The following is a 21,137-nucleotide window of genomic DNA, read 5'->3' as shown; positions in this document are numbered from 1 at the left end:
GCGCGCAGGCATGGACACGGGTCGGGAGCGGGGCGGGGCGGTGGAGGCCGCGGCCGGGGAGGGCGACGAGGGCGGGGCGGCGAAGGGCTTCGGGCCCAGGGAGTTGCCCGCCGGGCTCACCCACGGACCGAGCCGCGAGCGGCTGGCCGCCGGTGGCCTGCCCCGGGCCTTCGCGCACCTGAACCTGGAGGCGTCCTGGTACGAGCCGTTGCGGACCGCCGCGACCTGGTACGACGGGCTCCGGGACGAGGACGCCGGGGGCCTGGTCGTGCTGGGCGAGGCGGACTACCGCGGCTCGTCCGGGCACGCCCTCGCCGACGTGCTGCTCGACGGGGTCTCCGGTGAGGTGTACCTGGCCTGCGGAGACGACTCAGGAGGCCTGCGCCGGGACCTGCTCGCCGGCAGCCTGGACACCCTGGTCGCCCTGATGATCGAGGTGGAGGCCGTCACGGCCGGCGCCGCCGAGCCGTACGAGCCCGAGGAGGGCGAGGAGTTCGAGCCGCGCGGACCGGGGACGGTCGCCGAGGCCACCAGGGTCTCCCTGGACCGGATGCGGGCCGTCGATCCGGAGCTGTTCCGGCGCACGGACGACCGGCCGGCGCACTGGGAGACCGCGGTGCGGATCCGGGCGCTCGCCTGGGGAGCGCTGCCCGGCGGGCCGGACGACCTGCGGTACGCCCTCGACGCGTCCCTGGTGGAGGAACTCGCGGCGCTCACCGGCGGTACCGTCCGGCGCTTCCGGGAGGACGAACTGCCGGCCGTGCTCGGTCACGCCCCGACCCGCCGGCTGCTCACCGGGACCGGTCTGCCGCTCTCCGGCCGGGGGACGTTCCGGATCGACCCGGCGGGGCCGCTGCTGACCATGGCGGAGACCGTCCCGGACGCCTTCGAGCCCGAGGACGAGGAGGAGGACAGCCGCTACTACCAGGCCGGGTACCTCGCCCTGGCGGACTTCCCGTACGACTTCACCGTCGCGCTGGACGGCGCCACCGGCCGTCTGGAGCTCCCGCCGTGGTTCGACGACGGCGAGCCCGCCGCCTACCTGCACCACGACGTCTCCGTGCTGCTCCACGTGCTCTGGGCGTACGAGCGGCTGCGCGCGGACCGGCGTGACGCGCTGCGCCGGCCCGCCCCGGTGCCCTGGGAGGCCTTCGATCCGCGGGGGCTGCTGGACAGCGCGGCGGAGGAGGCGCTGCGGGCGCTGGATCCGGAGGCCTTCGCCTCCCGCACCCACTTCTGGCCGATCCTGGCCGACGACGGTCACATGGGGGGTCTGCTGGAGTAGCGGCGGGCGGTCAGGCAGGCGGGCAGGTGGTCAGGTGGGCAGGCGGGCAGGTGGGTAGGCAGGCGGGCGGTCAGGGGGTTCGGCGGGCGGGGCGTCCGGCGAGCAGGGCGGCCGCGGTGGCCGCGTCCGTGGCCGGCAGGCGCGGGGCGAGGTCGGCGAGACGGTGCAGGAGGTGCTCCCGGACCGGGCCGGGGGAGGTGGCCACCGAGCCCGCGAGGACGAGCGGTTCGGCGGGCACGGCGGTGGCGCGGGCCAGTGCGGCCAGGTGGTCGGCGGCGGTGCGGGCGATGACGAGGGCGGTGGCGTCCCCGTCGCCGGCCAGCCCGGTGACCAGCGGAGCGAGGTCGGCGAGGCGGCGCGGCGGGCCGTCGTAGGCCCACCGCAGCAGCCGGTCGGGGGTGTCGGCGCCGCAGTGGGCGCGGACGGCGGTGCCGAGCGGGCCGTCCGGGTCGGCGTGGGCGACCCGCACCGCCTCCCGGCCGAGCCAGAACCCGCCGCCCTCGTCGCCGAGCAGCCAGCCGAGCCCGCCGCCGCGCGCGAGCGTGCGGGTGCCGTCGAGGCGGACGCAGACGGTGCCGGTCCCGGCGATCAGGACGGTGCCCCGGCCGTCGGCGACGCCGCCGGCGGCCAGGGCGGGGACGGTGTCCGGGACGAGCCGGACCGGGCAGTGGAGGCCGAGCGCGGCGCGGGCCCGGCGGGCGAAGCCGTCCGGGTCGGGCAGCGCGCGGTACCCGGCGAGGCCGATCAGACAGGCCGCGACCCGGGCCGGGTCGCGGGGCCCGAGCGCGGCCGACACCGCGGCGGCCAGGTGCCCGAGGGTGTCGGCCGGGTCCTGCCCGGCCGGATTGGCCCCGCCGCCCCCGCCCCGGCCGAGCAGGGCGCCGGCGGTGTCGAGGAGGACGGCGCGGGTGTGGCTGCCACCCGCGTCGACGCCGAGGTGCAAGGTGGTCACGGGGCGGCTCCGGCGGGAGGAGGGGCTGGTCGGGGGAACCGGTCGGCGGTCAGCCCGCCGGGTGCAGCGTCAGGTCCGCCGGTCCCTGGGCGAACCGGGTGAAGCGGACCTGGAGGCCGTCCCGCTCGGGGGAGGCGCAGAACGGTCCGGCCGCCGCGGCCACCGCGGGCGGCAGCGGCGCCAGCCGGACCAGGCGCCAGGGGCCGTCGTCGCAGCGGGCGCGGACCGTCACGGCGTCCCCGCTGCGGCTGGCTCTGACGGTGACCTCTCTCCCGTGCCACTCGGGTACGGGGGCCAGCGACCAGTCGGAGACGCCGCGGGTGACGACCGCGCCCAGGTGCGGGAGGCCGTCGCTCATCTCGACCCCGGCCTTGATCCAGGTCTGCGGGTCGACCCGGACCAGCAGGCCCGCCTGGTCGTAGAGGGCGGCGAAGTCAGCGACGAAGGAGACCTCGGTCGCGCTACCCGGCGGGAATCCGGTGAGCAGCGCGTGCCCGTCGTCCCGGACGAAGCCGTAGCTGGTGGTGCGCCAGAAGTCGCTGCGGCCGCGGGCGGTGACCAGGAGGTCGGTGCCGTCGGTGCGGGCGCGCTCGGGCTGGTTGAGCCAGCTGCCCTCGTGCCAGGCGATGTCGCGGGGCGGGTGCATGGGAGGCCTTCCTTCCGGTCTGCCAGCCGATGGCTGCAAATTTTCAGAAAGGTCCATTCAACACCCGCCCGGGTGGGCTTGGTGAGGTTTGTCAGGGCTTCGGCGCGAGACGGATCGGGCTGCTCTCCTCGCGCTCCGGCGCCTCGGCCGCGCGGGCCGCCTCGGCCGGCGGGAACGCGCCGCTGACCGAGCGGGAGAAGTCCAGCCGGCCGCCGCGGACGAGGCCGAACAGGTCCACCACGCCCGATCCGTCGGAGCCGTCGTGGCCGCGGCTCTGCCGGCGCAGGTAGCTGTCCAGGGTGCCGTTGGTGGCGGTCGGGGGCTTGTCGGTGAGGTCGACCAGCGCCAGGCGGCCGAGCTCGCCGAGCGAGGCCATGACCTGCGCGCGTGCGGCGGCGCCCCGGTGAAGTCGAAGGCGGCGGACAGCGGGCGGGGGCGGCGGACGAGCCGTGCGGTTTCGCGCGCGGCTGCCCGGAGGGCGTGTGCAACCCGGCCGACCCGGGGCGGGCGTTCGTGGTGCTGGGTGCCGAAGCGCTCGTGGGATTCCTTGAACTCGCCGCTTCCGTGGCCGAGTCGGACGCGCGGACCCCGAAGTGGACGGCTGAGGTGGTCGGCTGAGGTGGACGGCTGACGGGATGCGGTCCGGGGCGTGGGGCCGGGGTGTGCTCCGGGGGCGTCGTCAGGCCCTCCGGGGGGAGGTGCCGCGCCGTGCGGGCGGCGAGATGCGAACCCGCGCGGTGGCCGGCGCCCGCTCGATGTCGTCCAGCTGGGCCAGGACGGTGGCGCGCAGGTCGTCGTCGTCCTCGAAGTGGTGGTCGTTGAACAGGGTGTAGCCCGTCCACATCAGGTTGGCGCAGACCCGGGCCGGCACCCGGCCGGTCTGGGCGCCCATGCCGACCAGGGCGACCGACCGGATGGAGCCCGGCTCCAGCCGGTTCTGGTGGTGGACCGCCTGGAAGGCGGCGGCGCAGGCCAGTGCGACGTTCAGCGTCTCGCTCACGTTCTGCGAGGAGGTCCGCATCGTCGGGGCCGATATCAGGAACCGCGGGTTGACGGCCCCGGAGGGGACGCAGACCGCGCTGCCGACCGGGAGCGAGCCGGCGTGCCGCTCGCGGATCGCCTTCTGCACCCGCAGCTGGATGCCCGCGCCCAGGTGGCGCTTGATCGCGGCGTCCGTCCCGCCGTCCATCCGGCCGCGGGAGTTGGTGGGGCTGACCCAGGCGTCGGCCTCGGTGGTGAGCAGGGATGCGTGCCGGACCTCGACCCCCGGGGTGTCGGCGAAGGCGGCCCGCCAGGACTCGACCACCGTCGCGTTGAGGTCGGTCAACACCACCTTGAGCGGCGACTGCGCGCGGTTCGTGGTCATGCTGGGGCTCCTGTCGGTGGGGTGCGGTTCCTGCTGACGTCGATGACGCTAGCGCCCGCCACTGACAAACCGTCCGTCCCCGCCGTCGGCCGTCGGGCCGCCGGCCGGGCGGGCCGGATTGTCGGTCCCCGCTGGTAGGACTGTGGTGTCCGCGGGGGAAGCTGACGGACCGTCATCCTCTCCCCGCCTGTCCATCGCCTGCCAACCGCACGGTCCTGACCAGTCGGGCCGCCTCACACTCCTAGGGCACCACCATGAGCGCTGTCGACACCTCCGCCACCCAGCCCGACCCGAACGACCCGCTCGCCCTCGCCGAGCTGTTCGCGGGCGGCGGCGAGCCGTGGCTCCCGCTGCTGAAGCCGGTCATCGAGGCACGGCCCGACGCGGCCTCGTTCATCGGCCCCGGCCGCGGCCCGGACGTCGTCCCGGTCCGCGAGCTGACCTTCCAGGCGCTCAAGCCGCAGGCGCCGCACAAGTGGAAGGTCGTGGTCTTCGGCCAGAACCCGTACCCGCGGCCGGAGAGCGCCACCGGCATCGCGATGTTCGACAACACCTTCCACGACTGGAAGGACAGCAAGTTCGGCCGGGTGGTCAGCATCCGCTGCATCATCAAGGCGGCGGCGATGTGGAAGTACGGCATCCCCAAGAAGACGCCGATCGCCGACGTGCGGGCGCTGCTGAAGGAGCAGGAGACCGTCCAGCCGCCGGAGTGGTTCCAGGCGATGCTCACCCAGGGCGTGCTGCTGCTGAACGCGGCGCTGACCGCCAGCAGCGACGGCGCGATGGGGCCGGACCAGCACACCGCGTTCTGGCGGCCGGTCGCCGAGCGGATCGTCGAGGAGATCCTCCGGGCCAAGCAGCAGGCCGCGCAGGAGGACCGCTACGTGGTCTTCGCGTGGTGGGGAGCGCACGCCCGCAGCCTGAAGAACGTCGTGCTGCGGCTGCAGGAGAAGTACCCGGAGGTCGAGGTCCGGCACATCGACCACGCCAATCCGGCGGCCCAGGGCGACATCTTCTGCGACGGCGAGCACTTCGCGACGGTGAACGCGGCGCTCGCCGCGGTCGGCGCCGAAGAGGTGGACTGGCTGCCAAGCACCGGGTGGAACGCGCAGGCGGCCGCCGTCGGCGGGGCGGACGGCGCCGTCGCCGAGCGGATGGGCGCCTTCATCGCCTCCACCATGGAGCTGCACCAGCTCTATCTGGACCGCCTCGCGAGCGTCAAGGACGAGGGCCTCGTCCTGCCCGCCATCACCGGTGTGTTCGACACCCCGCTGATGGGCTTCCGGGAGGCGGCGGCACCGGTCGCCGAGGTGCTGCGCGGCCTGGACCGGCACGTCGAGCGGTCGCACGACTTCGGCAAGCGGCGGGCGGACGAGGCGGCCGCCGGCCTGTCCGCCGACGAGATCGCCGCGCTGTACCTGTACACCTGCGAGTCCGCGTTCTACCGGGAGATCAACGCCGTCCTGCGCTCGCCCGACCGCGGTCGGCTGGTGCCCTACCTGCCGTACCTGCGGCTGCTGTTCGCGGCGGTGTCGCGGCTGCCCGTCCGCACCGAGCCGCTCTGGCGCGGGGTCTCGCTGGACCTGCGCCGGCAGTATCCGCTCGGCCGGACGGTGACGTGGTGGGGCGTGTCCTCCTGTACGTCCGAACTGGGCGTGGCGAAGGCCTTCCTCGGCAGCCGCGGCAAGCGGACGCTCTTCGAGGTGCGCCCCACCAGGGCCGCGGGCATCCAGAGGTTCTCGGCGTTCACCGGGGAGGAGGAGTTCATCCTGCTGCCCGGCACGCAGCTGGAGGTCACGGACGTGCGGACGGAGCGCGGCGGCCTCTGCACCGTGACGCTGACCGAGCTGGCGGAGGGGCCCCTGGTGTCCTGACCCGGGTGTGGCGGGCGCCCCTCGCCACCCCAAAATGCATAACCAAGTCAGTATCTTTACTGAGTTCAGTTATGCTGGATCCCGAGCGAGCCGGCAACCGGGCAAGCGAGCCCGTGGCGAGGGAAGGGACGCGAACGATGACCTCGGAAGTCCAGCGGGTGGCACCGGAGACCCGGGGCCTCGACGGCGAACTGAAGCGGGAGCGGGCCTACGTCGAGGCCTGCCGGGCGGCGATGGCCCGGCAGGTCGAGGACGCGGGCCACCAGGTCGTCGCCGGGGAGGACGTCTCCGGTGACGGCGCCGGCGCGGAAGCGCTCGGCCGGTACCTGCGCACGCGCGCCAAGCGGATGAAGGAGCTGCCGGAGAGCCCGTCGTTCTTCGGCCGCCTCGATTTCGCCGACACCCCGGAGGCCGGGGACCACCGGCGGCAGCGCTACTACGTGGGCCGTCAGCGGATCTCCGAGGACCCGACCGTGCCGCCCCTGGTGGTCGACTGGCGGGCCCCGGTCTCCCGGGCGTTCTACCAGGCGAGCGCCCGCACCCCGCTCGGGCTCGCGCGGCGCCGCCGGTTCGGCTGGGCGCCGTGGAGCCTCGGCCGACCGGAGGAACTCACCGGCCTGGAGGACGAGCACCTCGACGGGCCGGCCCCGAGCGGGACGGCGGGCAGCGGGACGGCAGGCGGCATCCTCGCCGCCGAGATCGAGCGGCCCCGCACCGGCCCGATGCGGGACATCGTCGCGACCATCCAGCCCGAACAGGACGAGCTGGTGCGCGGCGAGCCGAGCGAGTCCGTCTGCGTGCAGGGCGCTCCCGGCAGCGGCAAGACCGCCGTCGGCCTGCACCGCGCCGCGTACCTGCTCTACAGCTTCCCGCAGCGGATCCGGCGCGGCGGCCTGCTGGTGATCGGCCCCAACCGGACCTTCCTGCGCTACATCGCCGAGGTCCTGCCCGCGCTCGGCGAGGTCGACGTCGTCCAGCGCACCGTCGAGGACCTGGTCGCCACCGTGCCGGTCACCGCCGTGGACGACGAGCGGGCCGCCGCGGTCAAGCAGGACGCGCGGATGGCGACGGTGCTGCGCCGGGCGCTGTACGGGCGGATCCGGACGGCGGGCGCCGAGCCGCTGGTCGTCCCGGACGGCTCCTACCGATGGCGGGTGACGCCGGAGCGGCTCGACCGGATGGTCGCCGAACTGCGCGAACAGGAACCGCCGTACGCGATCGGCCGGGAGAGCGTCCGCACCCGTGTGGTGGCCGCGCTGCAGGACCAGGCCGAGCGGCGGGCGGGCGTGATGCCCGGCGCGTGGCAGCGGAAGGTCGGCCGTTGCAAGCCGGTCGCGGCGTTCCTGGAGGAGGCCTGGCCCAAACTGCGGCCGGAGGCCGTGGTGGCCGCGCTGCTCGGCGACCCCGCGGTGCTCGCCGAGGCTGCCGACGGCGTGCTCGGCCCGGAGGAGCAGACGGCGATCCTCTGGCGTCGGCCGCCGCGGTCGGAGCGGAGCGCGAAGTGGTCCGAGCACGACCTGATGCTGCTGGACGAGGTGGCCGGCCTGATCGAGCGCCCGGCCGGTTTCGGGCACGTCGTCGTGGACGAGGCCCAGGACCTCTCACCGATGCAGTGCCGGGCGATCGCCCGCCGCAGCGCCTTCGGCTCCCTCACCGTCCTCGGCGACCTCGCGCAGGCGACCGCCCCGTGGGCCCCGCGCAGCTGGCCGGAGCAGCTGGCCCACCTGGGCAAGCCGGAGGCCGCCGTCGTGCCGCTGACCACCGGCTTCCGGGTCCCGGCCGCGGTGATGGCACTGGCGAACCGGGTGCTGGGCGCCCTGGACGTGGACGTGCCGCAGGCCGTCTCGCTCCGGCGGGACGGTGAGCTGACGGTGTGCGGGGTCGGCGGGGCGGGCCCGGGCGGCGTCACCGGCCCGGAGGACGCGGCCGGTCCGGGTGGCGCGGCGGGCCTGGGAGGTGCGGTGGGCCTGGGAGGTGCGGTGGTGGCGGCGGTGCGGGCCGCCCTGGAGCGCGAGGGCTCGATCGCGGTGATCGCCGCGGACGGCGCGGTGGCGGCGGCCGTCGAGGTCCTCGGGGCGGCCGGGATCGCGACGGCCTCGGCCGAGCAGGTGGGCACCACGGCCAGGGTGACGGTGCTGCCCGCGTCCCTGGTCAAGGGACTGGAGTACGACCACGTGGTGGTCGTGGAGCCGGCCGCGATCGTCGAGGCCGAGCCGCGCGGCCTGCACCGGCTCTATGTCGTGGTGACCAGGGCGGTCTCCCGGCTGGACATCCTGCACGCCCGGCCGCTGCCCGCACCGCTGGGCGGCTGACCGGGCCCGGCCGTCCGCCGACCGGTCGGGGGGACCGGTCACCAGGGGGTCCGGGGCCGCCGGGACCGCTCACTGCCGGGCGAGCAGCGGCGGCAGGCGCAGCACGGTCAGGGCCGCCGCCGCGGCCGCGAACCCGAGGACCGCGCCCGCCGCGACGTCACCGGGGTAGTGCACGCCGGTGTGCACGCGGGAGTAGCCGACGGCGACCGCCAGCACGCCGAGCGGCACCGCCGCCGGGGGCAGCACCACGCCGACGGCGGTGGCGAAGGCCGTCGCCGACGCCGTGTGCCCGGACGGGAAGGAGGCCGACTCGGGCATCCGCACCTGCCGGGCCACGATCACCCGGGCCCGTTCCCGGTCGGGCCGCCGACGGCGGACCACCCGCTTGCCGAGCAGGTTGGCCGTCACCGAGGCGAGGGCGACGGCGGCGATCCCGACCGCGGCCGCCTGCCGGGGCCGGCCGGGCACGAGGGCGAGCCCCCCGGCGACGGCCAGCGAGATCTTCGAGTGGTCGGCCGTGCGGGACAGCCGCCGCAGCGCCGTGTCCAGGGCCGGTGTGGGGGTGGCGGCGACGGCCGCGTACAGGGCCCCGTCGACGGCCCGGAGGTCGGCGAGCACGCCCGCCGGGGCGGAGTTGTGCTCAGGCACGGCCACGCTCCTCGGTGTCCGGTCCGGGGCCGGGCCCGGAACCACGGTCGGTGTCCTGCGGGCCGCGGCTGAACGCGAGGGTGGCGAGCCGGCGCCAGTCCACCCGCGGCTTGACGGGGACGACGCCCGGGCGGTCGCGCGGCACCACGACGCGCAGCGCTCCGGGGCGCAGCGTGCACACCACCGGCGTGGGCATCCGCAGCGCCTCGCCGTCGACGGCCACCGGGATCTCGGCCTCCTCGGAGGTCACCTCGACCCGGTGCGCGGTCAGCACGGTCAGCCCGGTGGCCTGCGAGCCCCGGACGGCCAGTTCGGCGGCCTGCGCCGCGCCCTCGACCCGGATGGCGGTGACGCCGAGCAGGCCGCTGTCGAGCCGGGAGCGGCGGCCGCCGCTCTCGAGGTCGTCGGGGGAGCCGTACGGGTTGTTGCTGACCAGCAGCGCCTGCTGGGCCGACAGCGTGGGCACCCCGCCGCCGTCGAGGAGGGCGTCGACCCGGCGGACGCCCTCGCCGACCAGCAGGTCCGGCAGGAGGTTCAGTGCGGTGCCCGCCTTGGCGTCGCGGTACTCGGGGCGCTGCACGACGTCGGCGTAGACCCCGAAGGAGACGGTGTTGACGAAGGGGCGGCCGGCGACGTCGCCGAGGTCGATCCGCAGTTCCTCGCCGTCGGTCAGGGCGTCGAGGCAGCGGGCCGGGTCGGCGCGGTCGAGGCCGAGGTCCATGGCGAAGTGGTTGCGGGTGCCGGCGGAGATCACCAGGAACGGCAGTCCGTGCTCGGCGGCGACGGCCGCGACCAGGGCCTGGGTGCCGTCGCCGCCCGCGACGCCGAGCAGGTCGGCGCCTCCGGCGGCGGCCTCGCGGGCGAGCGCGGTGACGTCGGAGTGGACGGCGGGGTCGAGCAGGACCACCCGGGCGCCGAGCCGTTCGGCCCGTTCGACCAGCCCGAAGCGGCCGACCTTCCCGCCGCCGGACTTCGGGTTCATGATGAGCACCGCCCGTTGCGGCCGGGCCGCGGCGGTTCCCGGCTGCGCCCCGCTCGGGCGCGCGCGGCGCAGCGCCACCCGGCCGAGGGCGAGTGCCGCGCCCCCGCAGAGGACCAGCAGTAGCGCTGTCGGCCACAGGTCGTGGTAGGCGAACAGCACGACGATCCCGATCGGCGCGGCGACGGCGAGCAGCGCTCCGACGAGCCGCACGGCGCCGCGGTGGGCCAGGAACCACCAGACGCCGGCCGCCCAGAGCACCAGCCCCAGGAGCCCGATCAGCACCACGGCCAAGCCGCCGTCGCCCAGGACGACCAGCAGCACGACCACGGCGCCGACCGCGGCCAGCAGCGCGAAGCGCGCGAGCACCCGCGCGGTCACGTCCCCGTCGGAGCCGGTCTGCCGCGTCCCGTCGATGTCGTCCTCCCTGAGCCGTGTCCCGGGCGGTCGCTACCCGCGGCCCGGTCCGTGCCAGCAGCCTGCGCACTCCGGCGGTCGGGGGCATCCCGGCCAGGCTGTCCGGGTGAGGCCCGGGGCCGTTCCCACTGCCGCGGGGCCGCGGGGTGCCGGAGGGCGGCTCGGTCAGGCGTGCGGGACGAGGGCGACCGGGCAGTGGACGTGGTGGACGGCCGCGTGGGCGACCGGTCCGAGGTGGGTGCCGAGCAGGGTGCGCCGGAGGCGGCGGCCGACGACGAGCAGACGGGCGGTCGCGGCGGCGTCCACGACGGCGACGGTGGCGCTGCCGCGGATGAGGTCGGCCGTCACGTCCACCTCGGGCCGGCGCTCCCGCCAGGGCTCCAGCAGGTCGGTGAAGCGGGCCTGTTCGGCGGCGGAGAGCTCGTTCTGCACCCCGCCGATGGCGTCGAAGGCCATGTACTCGGTGCCGGACGGCGGGGACCAGACGTGGACGACGCGCAGCGGGGCCGAGCGCCGGGCGGCGGCGTCGAAGGCGAAGGCGAGCACCTCGTCCGTCGGGTGGTCGAGGTCGAGGCCCACCAGGACGGGGCCGGCCGGCTCGTCCGCACCCGTTCGGACCAGCACCACCGGGCAGGCGGCCCGGCGCAGCACCTCCTGGCTCACCGAGCCGACCAGGAAGCCGTGCAGGGCGCCCAGGCCGCGGGAGCCGAGGACGAGCAGGGAGGCCGTCCGCGCGGCGGCCTCCAGCGCGTCGGCCGGGGGGTCGGGCACCTGCGAGGAGGACACCGGGACGTCGACGGTGGTGAGCAGTTCGGCTTCGCGGGCGGCCAGGCGCTCGACCGGGTGGTGCCGCTCGGAGGTGTCCCGCTTCGGCCGGGGCCAGGCGTGCAGGAGGTGCAGGGGGCAGTCGCGGCGCTGCGCCTCGCGGGCGGCCCAGGCGGTGGCGGCGAGGCTCTCGGGCGTGCCGTCGAAGCCGACGACGACGGGGCCGGTCACGGCCTGCTCGCTGCGCCGCGCAGGGAGTCGAGGGCGGCGCCGAGCCGCCGGGCCGCCTCGTCCGCGACCTCGCCCAGTCCGCCGTCCGGTCCGGCCAGCGCGACCAGCGTCTGCGGGTCGACGGCCTCCACCAGGGTGGTGTCGCCGTCGGCGCGGACGACCACGTTGCAGGGCAGCAGCAGCCCGATGCGGCGGTCGGCGTCGAGTGCGCGGTGGGCGAGGGCGGGGTTGCAGGCGCCGAGGATCAGGTAGTCCTCGATCTCGGCGCCGATCTTCTCGTGCAGGGTCGCCCGGACGTCGATGGTGGTGAGGACGCCGAAGCCCTGCTCCTTGAGGGCGGCGGTGACCGCCTCCACCGCCTGTGCGAACGGCCGGTCGAGCCGTACGCCGATCCCGTAGTTCATGGTTCCTCCCGGGGGTCGCGGCCCGGGCCCAGTATCGGCGGCGGCCGGGCCCGCCGCCTCCCGGGCGACCGGACCGAACCAGACCGAACCGAACCGGACCGAACCGAACCGGACCGAACCGGATCGGACCGGACCGGTGCGGCGCGGAGCGGCGGCCGGGGCCGGCTCCGCGGCCTCCAGGAGGGCTTGAGGCGGGCCGGGCACGCTGGCTGCCCCGCGCTGGACGGGTCGGCCGACAGGAGGGCGGGCGTGATCGCTCTGTGGAGGGTGCTGAGGGCTGTGGGCGCGCTGGCGGGGTGGGTGTGGTCGGGGTTGAAGCTGCTCGGCGGCGCGGACATGTACGAGGCCGCGGCGCGTGCCGCCGCGGCCCCGGCGGTGGTGCCGGAGCCGCGGCGGTTGTGCGGGCCCGGGCCGGGGCATCCCGAGCGGCTCTGCCCGGAACTGCCCCTGAGCGCGGTGGAGGTGCGGTTGAGCAGGGAGCTCGGTGGGCTCCCGGGGCCGCCCGGTCGGGGTGAGGAGGCGAGGTACGGGTCGTACGGGCGGTGCTCGAAGTGCGGGTCGTCGAGGTCCAGCCCGCCCAGGTGGTGCGCGCTGGAGCCGACCACGACCACGCGGGCGTGTCCGGCCGCTCGGAGGGCGGGCAGCAGGCGGACGGTCAGCGCGAAGTGGCCGAGGTGGTTGACGCCGAGGTGGGTCTCGAAGCCGTCGTGGGTGCGGCCGGGCGGCAGGCCCATGACGTCGGCGTTGGCGACCAGCAGGTGGACGGGTTCGCGCTGTCGGAGCAGGTCGTCGGCGAACTCCCGGACGGAGCGGAGGGATCCGAGGTCGACCGTCGCGACGGTGACGGCCGGGTTCCCGGTGCCTCTGTCAGGCGTGACACCTGAGGAGATGGAGGCAGTCCGCCCGCGCTTGGAGGCGTTCGCGGCGGAGATGCTCGGTTCGTTGGCGCGTCGGGACCAGCGGGCCAAGGGCGAGCTGTATCTGCGCGGGCTGATGCTGGACGGCAAACGCAAGTCGATGCAGCCGATGGCCGAGCGCCTGGGTGTGGACCACCAGCAGCTGCAGCAGTTCGTCTCCTCCTCCACCTGGGACTACTCCAAGGTCCGTGAGAGGCTGGCATGTTGGGCTGCCTCACATAACTCTCCCGAGGCGTACGCGATCGACGATGTCGGCTTCCCCAAGGACGGCTACGACTCGCCGGGGGTGGCGCGGATGTACTGCGGCGCACTGGGCAAGCAGGGGAACTGCCAGATTGGCGTCAGCGTCAACCTTGTGTCCGACCGTGCCTCCTCGGCCGTCGACTGGCGCCTGTTCCTGCCCGAGAGCTGGGACGACACCAAGCATGGTGAGGACGCGCTTCTGGCCGAGGCGATCCGGCGCCGCCGGGCCAAGGTCGGCGTCCCGGATGCCGCACGGCACCGGGAGAAATGGCGCTTGGCCCTGGACATGCTCGATGAGGTGCGCGGGGGCTGGGAGTTGCCCGATCTGCCGGTCGTCGCGGACGCCGGCTACGGGGACGCCACAGGCTTTCGTGAGGGCCTGACCGAGCGCGGCCTGGCCTTCGTGGTCGCGGTCAAGGCCACCACGAGCGCGTACCCGGGCGACGCGACGCCCGAGCGCCCGCCGTACTCCGGGCAGGGCCGCCCTCCCGTGTCCGCCTACCCCCAGCCGCACACCACCCTGCGCGCCCTGGTCCTGGCCGCCGGGCGCGACAGGGCGAGGACCGTCACCTGGCGCCAGGGCAGCAAAGCCACCAAGCACAACCCGAACGCCGAGATGCGCTCGCAGTTCCTGACCCTGCGTGTCCGCCCGGCCAACCGCACCATCCGCCGCGCCGTCGACGGCTCCCTGCCCGACTGCTGGCTCCTCGCCGAGTGGCCACCCGACTCCGCCGAGCCCACCGACTACTGGCTCTCGACGCTGCCCGCCGACACGCCGCTGCGTGAACCGGTGCGAATCGCCAAGATCAGATGGCGGGTCGAGCACGACTACCGCGAACTCAAAGACGGCCTCGGCCTGGACCACTTCGAGGGCCGCAACTACCTCGGCTGGCACCGCCACGCCACTCTCGCCGCCATCGCCCAGGCCTTCTGCACCATGCTCAGGCTCGACCCAAAAGTCCCTGCGCCGGTCTGACCCTCTACGCGGTCCTCCGCGAACTCCAGGCCCTCCTGGCCACCTGGACCGGCGCCTGCTCGATATGCGGCCAACCCGCCCCAGAACCCGAACCACACCACCGCACCTAACCTCGATCCGGGCGCCTGGCACGTTTACCCGGACTTTCGACCACGCGCCGGAACGAGCGGGGTCCGTGGCCGCGCCAACCTGGACGGCGACTGACCGGCGGCGAGCCCCGGTCAGTCGCGCAGCAGCCGCGCGCGGATGCCCGCGATCACGATGTCCAGCTCCAGGCGGAAGGTAGCGTCGCGCTGCTCCAGGGGGATCAGGGCGGCCTGGCGGGCCTGTTCCTCGAGGGTGTAGCCGTTGACGAAGCTGGTGACCACGTCCGCGCAGAGGTGGGCGGCCGGGGCATCGGCACCGGCCGAGCGCAGGGCGTCGACCAGAGAGCCGAAGTAGGCGACGGCGTTGGGTGGCGGGGCGGTGAAGGAGACCACGAGCCGGGCGCCGTCGCGGTGGGCGAGCATGGTCGCGCGGGCCCGGGTGGCCAGCTCCCGGACCCGGTCGGGCCAGTCCTGCTCGGCGGCGGGGGCGGCGCCCGGGCCGCTGGCGGGCGGCTGTGTGAGCATCTCGCCGATGATCTGGTCGGCCAGCGCGTCCAACAGTGCCGCTTTGCTTGGGTAGTGCCAGTACAGGGCGCCGGCGCGGACGCCGAGCCGCTGTGCCAGGCGACGGGTGGTCAGCTCGTCGAGGCCGGCCTCGTCGAGCAGTTCCATGGCGCCCTGGAGCACATCGGCCTGCCGGAGCGGCATCGGTCCCCCCTTTCGTATCCCTTCCTGCTTCCGGAGCATCTTGCCACTTGAACACTGGACAAGTAACTTGAACAGCGACCAAGTGAACGATGTTCAAGTTGTGGTGTCCACGTTTGGGGGATCGACATGCGTGTTCTGGTGATCGGTGCCGGAATCGGCGGCCTGTGCCTGGCGCAGGGGCTGCGGCAGGCCGGGATCGACGTGCGGATCTACGAGCGCGAGGCGAGCGTGCGGGCCCGGTACCAGGGCTTCCGGATCGGCATCGGCGGCCGGGGACTGGCCGCGCTGCGCGAATGCCTGCCGCAGCGCTTGCACCCCCTGCTGGAGGCCAGCACCGGAGAGCTCTCGGGTGAGCGGCGGGTGGTCGACGAGCAGCTGCGCGAGATCCGCCAACTCGGCGCGCTGCACGGGGGCACGGCCACCGACCGGCACGTCCTGCGGCACCTGCTGCTGACCGGGCTCACCGACCGGATCGAGTTCGGCAAGCGGCTGGTCCGCTACACCGAGCTGATCGACGGCACCGTCCGGGCCGAGTTCGCCGACGGGAGCAGCGCCACCGGCGACCTGCTGGTGGGCGCGGACGGCGGCAACTCCCCCGTGCGCCGGCAACTCCTGCCCGACGCCGAGGTGGTCACCCTCGACGGCAACGGCCTGCTCGGCCGCACACCGCTGACCGACCGGTTCGCCGGCCTGGTCCCGGGCTTCGGCACCGTAGTCCACGGCCCCGAGGTGCAGATGCTGCTCGGCAAGATGGAGTTCCGCCGCCCGCCGCACCTCGCCGCCGCCGAACTGGCCCCCGATGTCGAACTCCCGGAAACCGGAAGCTACCTGCGCTGGGGTGCGTTCCTGCCCGAGTACATCAAGCCGCTGCCCGCAACCTGGCCGGAGATCCGCGACCTGCTGCTGGGCGGCATCGCCAGCTGGCACCCCGACCTGGTGGAGCTGGTACGCCAGTCGGACATCGTGAACAGCTCCGTGCTGACGGTCCGTTACGCGAAGCCAGTGCCGCACTGGGGCACCCGCCAGGTCACCCTGCTCGGCGACGCCATCCATGTCATGCCGCCGAGCGGAGGCATGGGCGCCAACACCGCGTTCCGGGACGCGGCACTGCTCTGCCGCGCGCTCACCGCGGTCGAGCGCGGCGAGGCAGAACTGCTGCCGGCCGTCGAGCGGTACGAGCGCGAGATGCTCGAGTATGGCTTCGCGGCGGTCGCGGAGAGTCTGGAGCAACTGCCGGCCTTCGCCCCGTCGGTCACGGCGGGTGCAGCACCGGCGGGCGGAGCGAGCGCACACTGACGGTTTGCACTGAACCGTGGGCGTCGACGGCGTGCACGCCGGCCGATGGACGCGAACGGGGTGGCCACCGACGGGACGCGGGCGAGGTGAACGGCGGCGGGTGACCGGCACTCCGCGTGGGCGATCGCGTGCCGCTCGATCCACGGCAGGCCGCTCACCGGGCCCGGCCGCCACGGCGTCGCGCCGAAACGGTCGCCGCCGCGGGAGGCGAACAGGGTGGAGACCCCCTGCCCGACCGGCCTACACCCGGGCCGAACTGGTCGCCTTCCCGGAGGCGCGGGCGATCGGCACCCGGCGGTTCTTCGCCGGCAACCTGACCCGTCAGCCCGCCTACGCCCGCTACCGGGTCGCCGGATCGCTGGAGAACAGCGACACCGTCACCGAGCACACCTTCTGGATCGGTGTCCACCCCCGGCTCGGCCTCGAACACGGCGGGCACGATGACGTGGTGGTTTCCCGACAGGCTGGAGATCCCGAGCACGTCCGCGTCCTCCTGCACGGCGGCCCGTACGGCGCCGTCCGGCAGCTGGTTGCCCAGGTCGGGAGTGCTTGCGGATGTCGGGGAGGGCGGGTCGCAACGGTGGGGACGGTACGGGTGCGGCACAGCACAGCACAGCACGGCACGGCACGGCAGCGCGCGCTTCCCGCACGGCAGCGCAGCGCCGTGCGGGAAACGCGGAACGCGCCCCCGCCGAGTGGTTCGGAGGGGGCGCGCCGGCTCACAGGAAGTAGAGGCGGTTCAGCGGGACGGTGTCGGCGGGTTCGGAGTGGAGCGCGGCGCCGTCGAGGGTGACCAGTCCGCTGCGGGCGTTGACGAGGACCTCGCCGAGGCGGTTGTTGCGGACCATGTCGCGGGGGCCGATGCCGCGGGTGCCGCGGACGGCGACGCGCCGGCGCCGGGTCGTCATGGAGTCGTAGGGGCGGTGTTCGGTGCCGGACTCGGCGGCGGCCCGGCTGGTGAAGGCCACCGACAGGTCGGCGGGGGTGGCGCCGTGGCCGCCGAACAGGGGTCCCATGACCAGGGGTTGGCAGGTTTCGGTGGCGGCGTTGGGATCGCCCGTGACGCCGTACGCGGGGAAGCCGGCCTTGAGCACCATCTGCGGCTTGGCCCCGAAGGAGGCGGGGCGCCAGAGCACGATGTCGGCGAGTTTGCCGGGCTCGATCGAGCCGACCTCGTGGGCGAGGCCGTGGGCGATGGCCGGGTTGATGGTGAGCTTGGCGATGTAGCGCAGCACGCGCTCGTTGTCGTCGTCCGGGCCGTCGCCGTCCATCGGGCCGAGTTCGGCCTTCATCTTGCCCGCCACGGCGAAGGTGCGGCGCACGGTCTCGCCGGCGCGGCCCATGCCCTGGGCGTCGGAGGAGGTGATGCCGATGGCCCCGAGGTCGTGCAGGACGTCCTCGGCGCCCATGGTGCCGGCCCGGATGCGGTCGCGGGCCATGGCGGCGTCGCCGGGCAGGTCGGTCTGGAGGGCGTGGACGGAGACGATCATGCCGTAGTGCTCGGCGACCGCGTCCCGGCCGAAGGGGAGCGTGGGGTTGGTGGAGGAGCCGATGACGTTCGGCACGCCGGCCATCTTCAGTACGTTGGGGACGTGTCCGCCGCCGCAGCCCTCGATGTGGAAGGCGTGGATGGTGCGGCCGTCGAGGACGCGCAGGGTGTCCTCGACGGAGAGGCACTCGTTCAACCCGTCGGTGTGCAGGGCGACCTGGACGTCGTGGACCTCGGCGACGGACAGTGCGGTGTCCAGCGCCCGGGTGTGCGCGCCCATGTCCTCGTGCACCTTGAACCCGCAGGCGCCGCCCTCGGCCAGGGCCTCGACCAGCGGGGCCGGATGGGAGGACGAACCGCGGCCCAGGAAGCCGATGTTGACCGGCCAGGCGTCGAAGGCGTTGAAGGCGTGGCGCAGCGCCCAGGGGGAGTTGACGCCGACACCCCAGGCGGGGCCGACCTCCTGGCCGATGATCGTGGTGACGCCGGAGGCCAGCGAGGCCTCCATGATCCGCGGGGACATCAGGTGGACGTGGGTGTCGATGGCGCCGGCGGTGGCGATCAGTCCCTCGCCGGAGACGATGGTGGTGCCGGTGCCGACGACGACGTCCACCCCGTCGAGGGTGTCCGGGTTGCCGGCGCGGCCGATCGCGCTGATCCGGCCCTCCCGGATGCCGATCGAGGTCTTGCGGATGCCCTGGACCGCGTCGATGACGAGGACGTTGCTGATGACGACGTCGCAGGTGTCGCGGACGGCCGCGGCCTTGAGGTGCAGGCCGTCCCGGGCGGTCTTGCCGAAGCCGACCAGGAACTCGTCGCCCGGCGCCTGGGAGTCGGACTCGACGCGGACGACCAGGCCGCTGTCACCGAGCCGGACCCGGTCCCCGGCGCGCGGGCCGTGGACGGCCGTGTACTCGGACGCTTCGATGCTGCTGCTCACGGCTGGTTCTCCTGTCCGTCGTCGACTGCTCCGAGGTAGCCCTGCTCCGCGGCCCGGCGCAGCGCCTCGCGCCGGACCCGGGGCGAGTCCAGCGGGCCGTCGACCAGGCCGGCGAAGCCGATCGCGACCCGCTCGCCGCCGATCGGCACCAGGCCGACCTCGACGGTGGCGCCCGGGTCGAAGCGCACCGAGGAGCCGGCGGGCACCGCGAGGTGCATGCCGTAGGCGGCGGCGCGGTCGAAGGCCAGGCGCGGGTTGGCCTCGAAGAAGTGGAAGTGCGAGGTGACCGAGACCGGTACCTCCGAGGTGTTGCTCACGGCGAGGGTGCGGACGGGCTCCGGCCCGGCCGCGGGGGTGCCGTCGGGCAGCACGGCGCCGGGCGCGGCCTCGCCGAGGGTGCCGCCGCCGAACGGGTCGGCGATCACGGCGAGGCGGGTGCCGTCCTCGAACACGGCCTCGACGTGGATCTCGGTGACGAGGTCCGCCACGCCGGGCAGGATGTCGTCGGCGGCCAGGACGGACCGGCCGCGCGCGACGGCCTCGGCCAGGCGCAGCCCGTCGCGGGCGGCCTCGCAGACGGTGTCCGAGATGAGCGCGGTGGCCTCGGGGACGTTGAGCCGCAGGCCGCGGGCCCGGCGGGCGCGGGCGAGTTCGGCGGCTGTGAAGATCAGCAGCCGGTCGCGTTCGGTGGGGGTCAGCTGCACGGGGGGTCCCTTCTCCCTCGGTGCGGGGCGGTGGGGGTCAGCCGGCGGGCTGGTCGTGGGTGGAGCAGTGGATGCCGCCGCCGCCGGAGGCGATGGTGTCGATCTGCACGGGGACGATCTCCCGGTCGGGGAACTGGTCCCGGAAGATCTCCTGGGCGTGGCCGTCGGCCCGGGCATCGCCGAACAGCGGCAGGTAGACGCCCTTGTTGCCGATGTGGAAGTTCATGTAGGACGAGACGAAGGAGTCGCCGCGGCCGGTGATCCGGTCCGGGTCCGGCTGGCTGATCTCGATCACCTTGAGCTTCTTGCCGGTGGCGTCGGTGGCCTCGGCGAGGACGGCGCGGGCCTGGTCGGCGGAGCGGGACCAGACGTCCGGCGGGGTGCCGGGGAAGGCGCGGTCCAGGAAGACGACGCCAGGGGCGGCGAAGCGGGCGAGGCAGTCGACGTGGGCGTCGGTGATGTCCTTGCCCTTGACGCCGGCGAGCCAGATCACCTTGGTGACGCCGAGGGCCTTCCTGAGTTCCGACTCGACCTGGTCGCGGCTGCGGCCGAGGTTGCGGTTGTCGTTGACGACGGAGCTCTCGGTGACCATCAGGGTGCCCTGGCCGTCGGTCTCGAAGGAACCGCCCTCGGCGGTGATCGGGGTCTCCAGCCGCTCGATGCCGTACTTCTCCAGGACCGCGTGGGCGATCCGGGCGTCGTTGGTGTGCTCCTGCTTGCCGCCCCAGCCGCTGAAGTTGAAGTCGACGCCCTTGACCTTGCCGCCTTCCTCGACGAACACCGGCACGGTGTCGCGGGCCCACAGGTCGTCCACAGGGACGGAGAGCAGTTCGACGTCCGAGCCGCAGGCGTTGCGGGCCGAACCCTCCTGGCCGGGGCGCACGAGCATGACCACCGGTTCGCGCCCGCCGATGGCCCGGGCGACGGAGGCGATGTCCTTGCGGACGGCGCCGAGCTGCTCGCCCCAGACGTTCTCGGAGGCGGGCCAGGCCATGAAGGTCCGCTCGTGCTTCTCCCACTCGCCGCCGAGCCGTCGCCCGGTGGCGGCGGGGGCGGGTGCCGGGGGCTGCGCGGGCGTTTCCGCGGGCGGCCGGCCGGTGGCGGTGGAGGACGGGGTCGCGGGGTCGGCCGGGTCGTCGCCGGAGGCCGCGCAGGCGCTCGCGCCGAGGGCGATCACGCCGGCACCCGCGAGGGAGCGCAGCACCGTGCGGCGGGCGAGGGGGGACTGGGACACGCTGTACTCCGGTGGGGCTGGGGGTGGATCCGGTCCGGCGGAGAGGGCGGGGCTCCGGGGAGCGGCCCGTGTGGCGCCGATGGGCGGCGGACGGGGGCGTTCTGGTGGACGCGGTCGTCCGGCCACGCCGTCCCTGAACTCTCGCATTGACTGAAAAATCAGTCAAGCTTTACGGTGAAGCCACCCAACCACCCCGAGACGACCCGGGCCGCCGAGCGCGCGGCCCGGGTCACGACGATGAAAGGCCGGGTGAGGCGGCGATGCTGCGCAATGGTCTGGAACCCTGGCACCTGCTGGTGATGGTGGCCGTCCTGGTGCTGCTGTTCGGCTCCAAGAAACTGCCCGAGATGGCACGCGGACTGGGGAAGTCGATGCGCATCCTGAAGTCCGAGACGGCGGCCATGCGGGAGGACGGTCAGCCCGTCGCCGCGACGGCGGAGCCGGCTGCCGGGCCGGCGAAGGGACTGGCGAACGAGCCGGCGGGCGACCCGGTCAAGGCGCAGGCGGGCGACCCGGCGAAAGGGCCGGTCCGACCGGACGGGCCGCCGGTCCGGTCGAGCTGAGCACCCAGTGACCAGGAAGCCGACCGTCCAGAGCATCGGGGTCTCGAAGCTCAGCGAGCCCTTCCACATGGTGCCGACCCAGTTGAAGAACTTCACACCGGT

The 21,137-nt window shown here is 74.5% G+C and carries 19 protein-coding genes and 2 pseudogenes; 9 read left to right on the top strand and 12 right to left on the bottom strand.

Annotated elements, in window-relative coordinates; translation table 11 throughout:
• Positions 1 to 10 precede the first annotated feature (10 nt).
• The gene (locus AB0D10_RS05675; RefSeq protein ID WP_360251825.1) at positions 11 to 1,285 is read left to right on the top strand and encodes an SUKH-4 family immunity protein; all 1,275 of its coding nucleotides are present in this window, start codon (positions 11 to 13) and stop codon (positions 1,283 to 1,285) included.
• Positions 1,286 to 1,355: 70 nt separating this feature from the next.
• Here AB0D10_RS05675 and AB0D10_RS05670 read toward each other — a convergent pair whose 3' ends face one another.
• From AB0D10_RS05670 to AB0D10_RS05660, 3 genes are all read right to left on the bottom strand, one after another.
• Entirely contained in the window at positions 1,356 to 2,237 is an 882-nt protein-coding gene (locus AB0D10_RS05670) for a BadF/BadG/BcrA/BcrD ATPase family protein (RefSeq protein ID WP_360251822.1), read from the bottom strand.
• A 49-nt stretch (positions 2,238 to 2,286) separates the two neighbouring features.
• Complete coding sequence (locus AB0D10_RS05665; protein WP_360251819.1) at positions 2,287 to 2,883, bottom strand: DUF1349 domain-containing protein; 597 nt, start codon at positions 2,881 to 2,883, stop codon at positions 2,287 to 2,289.
• 91 nt (positions 2,884 to 2,974) lie between these two features.
• Positions 2,975 to 3,259 (bottom strand): hypothetical protein, encoded by a 285-nt coding sequence (locus AB0D10_RS05660; protein WP_360251816.1) that lies wholly within the window; start codon positions 3,257 to 3,259, stop codon positions 2,975 to 2,977.
• An 11-nt stretch (positions 3,260 to 3,270) separates the two neighbouring features.
• On the opposite strand from AB0D10_RS05660, the gene AB0D10_RS05655 reads away from it, so the two are divergent.
• A complete protein-coding gene (locus AB0D10_RS05655; RefSeq protein ID WP_360251813.1) occupies positions 3,271 to 3,501 on the top strand; it encodes a hypothetical protein in 231 nt (76 codons plus the stop codon).
• Between the two features lie 61 nt (positions 3,502 to 3,562).
• Here the strand turns inward: AB0D10_RS05655 and AB0D10_RS05650 are convergent, their stop codons facing one another.
• Positions 3,563 to 4,249, bottom strand: coding sequence for a macro domain-containing protein (locus tag AB0D10_RS05650; RefSeq protein WP_360251810.1), 687 nt, complete (start codon positions 4,247 to 4,249; stop codon positions 3,563 to 3,565).
• Between the two features lie 254 nt (positions 4,250 to 4,503).
• On the opposite strand from AB0D10_RS05650, the gene AB0D10_RS05645 reads away from it, so the two are divergent.
• Together AB0D10_RS05645 and AB0D10_RS05640 are read left to right on the top strand one after the other, a co-directional pair.
• Positions 4,504 to 6,123: an ADP-ribosyltransferase domain-containing protein gene (locus tag AB0D10_RS05645; protein ID WP_360251807.1), complete on the top strand. Its 1,620-nt coding sequence runs from the start codon at positions 4,504 to 4,506 to the stop codon at positions 6,121 to 6,123.
• 137 nt (positions 6,124 to 6,260) lie between these two features.
• Positions 6,261 to 8,435, top strand: coding sequence for an AAA family ATPase (locus AB0D10_RS05640; protein ID WP_360251804.1), 2,175 nt, complete (start codon positions 6,261 to 6,263; stop codon positions 8,433 to 8,435).
• Between the two features lie 69 nt (positions 8,436 to 8,504).
• Here the strand turns inward: AB0D10_RS05640 and AB0D10_RS05635 are convergent, their stop codons facing one another.
• The 4 genes from AB0D10_RS05635 to AB0D10_RS05620 form a co-directional block, all read right to left on the bottom strand.
• Complete coding sequence (locus AB0D10_RS05635; RefSeq protein WP_360251801.1) at positions 8,505 to 9,083, bottom strand: phosphatase PAP2 family protein; 579 nt, start codon at positions 9,081 to 9,083, stop codon at positions 8,505 to 8,507.
• Entirely contained in the window at positions 9,076 to 10,443 is a 1,368-nt protein-coding gene (locus AB0D10_RS05630; protein WP_360251798.1) for a diacylglycerol kinase family protein, read from the bottom strand. Before AB0D10_RS05630 ends, AB0D10_RS05635 begins: the two co-directional genes overlap by 8 nt.
• A 201-nt stretch (positions 10,444 to 10,644) precedes the next feature.
• Complete coding sequence (locus AB0D10_RS05625; protein WP_360251795.1) at positions 10,645 to 11,475, bottom strand: universal stress protein; 831 nt, start codon at positions 11,473 to 11,475, stop codon at positions 10,645 to 10,647.
• Positions 11,472 to 11,879 (bottom strand): DUF302 domain-containing protein, encoded by a 408-nt coding sequence (locus AB0D10_RS05620; RefSeq protein WP_360251792.1) that lies wholly within the window; start codon positions 11,877 to 11,879, stop codon positions 11,472 to 11,474. Before AB0D10_RS05620 ends, AB0D10_RS05625 begins: the two co-directional genes overlap by 4 nt.
• Positions 11,880 to 12,128: 249 nt before the next feature.
• Between AB0D10_RS05620 and AB0D10_RS05615 the strand changes: the two are divergent.
• Both AB0D10_RS05615 and AB0D10_RS05610 read left to right on the top strand, forming a co-directional pair.
• Positions 12,129 to 12,302: pseudogene (locus tag AB0D10_RS05615) on the top strand (hypothetical protein); the annotation flags it as partial.
• Positions 12,303 to 12,767: 465 nt separating this feature from the next.
• Positions 12,768 to 14,015, top strand: coding sequence for an IS701 family transposase (locus tag AB0D10_RS05610; RefSeq protein ID WP_360252411.1), 1,248 nt, complete (start codon positions 12,768 to 12,770; stop codon positions 14,013 to 14,015).
• Positions 14,016 to 14,236: 221 nt separating this feature from the next.
• On the opposite strand, the gene AB0D10_RS05605 is transcribed toward AB0D10_RS05610, so the two are convergent.
• A complete protein-coding gene (locus AB0D10_RS05605; RefSeq protein WP_360251789.1) occupies positions 14,237 to 14,809 on the bottom strand; it encodes a TetR/AcrR family transcriptional regulator C-terminal domain-containing protein in 573 nt (190 codons plus the stop codon).
• Between the two features lie 126 nt (positions 14,810 to 14,935).
• Between AB0D10_RS05605 and AB0D10_RS05600 the strand changes: the two genes are divergently transcribed.
• Both AB0D10_RS05600 and AB0D10_RS05595 read left to right on the top strand, forming a co-directional pair.
• A complete protein-coding gene (locus AB0D10_RS05600; protein WP_360251786.1) occupies positions 14,936 to 16,105 on the top strand; it encodes an NAD(P)/FAD-dependent oxidoreductase in 1,170 nt (389 codons plus the stop codon).
• Between the two features lie 241 nt (positions 16,106 to 16,346).
• A pseudogene (locus tag AB0D10_RS05595) lies at positions 16,347 to 16,523 on the top strand (DegT/DnrJ/EryC1/StrS family aminotransferase); the annotation flags it as partial.
• A gap of 301 nt (positions 16,524 to 16,824) precedes the next feature.
• Here the strand turns inward: AB0D10_RS05595 and AB0D10_RS05590 are convergent.
• From AB0D10_RS05590 to AB0D10_RS05580, 3 genes are read right to left on the bottom strand one after another with little or no spacing between them, the layout of a single operon-like run.
• Positions 16,825 to 18,534 (bottom strand): urease subunit alpha, encoded by a 1,710-nt coding sequence (locus AB0D10_RS05590; protein WP_360251783.1) that lies wholly within the window; start codon positions 18,532 to 18,534, stop codon positions 16,825 to 16,827.
• Positions 18,531 to 19,238: an urease subunit gamma gene (ureA, locus tag AB0D10_RS05585; RefSeq protein ID WP_360251780.1), complete on the bottom strand. Its 708-nt coding sequence runs from the start codon at positions 19,236 to 19,238 to the stop codon at positions 18,531 to 18,533. Before ureA ends, AB0D10_RS05590 begins: the two co-directional genes overlap by 4 nt.
• Positions 19,239 to 19,275: 37 nt before the next feature.
• Positions 19,276 to 20,472, bottom strand: a complete 1,197-nt coding sequence (locus AB0D10_RS05580; protein WP_360251777.1) for an agmatine deiminase family protein — start codon at positions 20,470 to 20,472, stop codon at positions 19,276 to 19,278.
• Between the two features lie 260 nt (positions 20,473 to 20,732).
• On the opposite strand from AB0D10_RS05580, the gene tatA reads away from it, so the two are divergent.
• Entirely contained in the window at positions 20,733 to 21,035 is a 303-nt protein-coding gene (gene tatA, locus AB0D10_RS05575) for a Sec-independent protein translocase subunit TatA (protein WP_360251774.1), read from the top strand.
• Positions 21,036 to 21,137: the final 102 nt, after the last annotated feature.

This window comes from Kitasatospora sp. NPDC048545 (genome assembly GCF_040651155.1).
In the GTDB taxonomy this organism is placed as follows: Bacteria; Actinomycetota; Actinomycetes; order Streptomycetales; family Streptomycetaceae; genus Kitasatospora.
The sequence above is the reverse complement of the archived record's forward strand: the minus strand, read 5'-3'. Positions and strand labels throughout refer to the sequence as shown.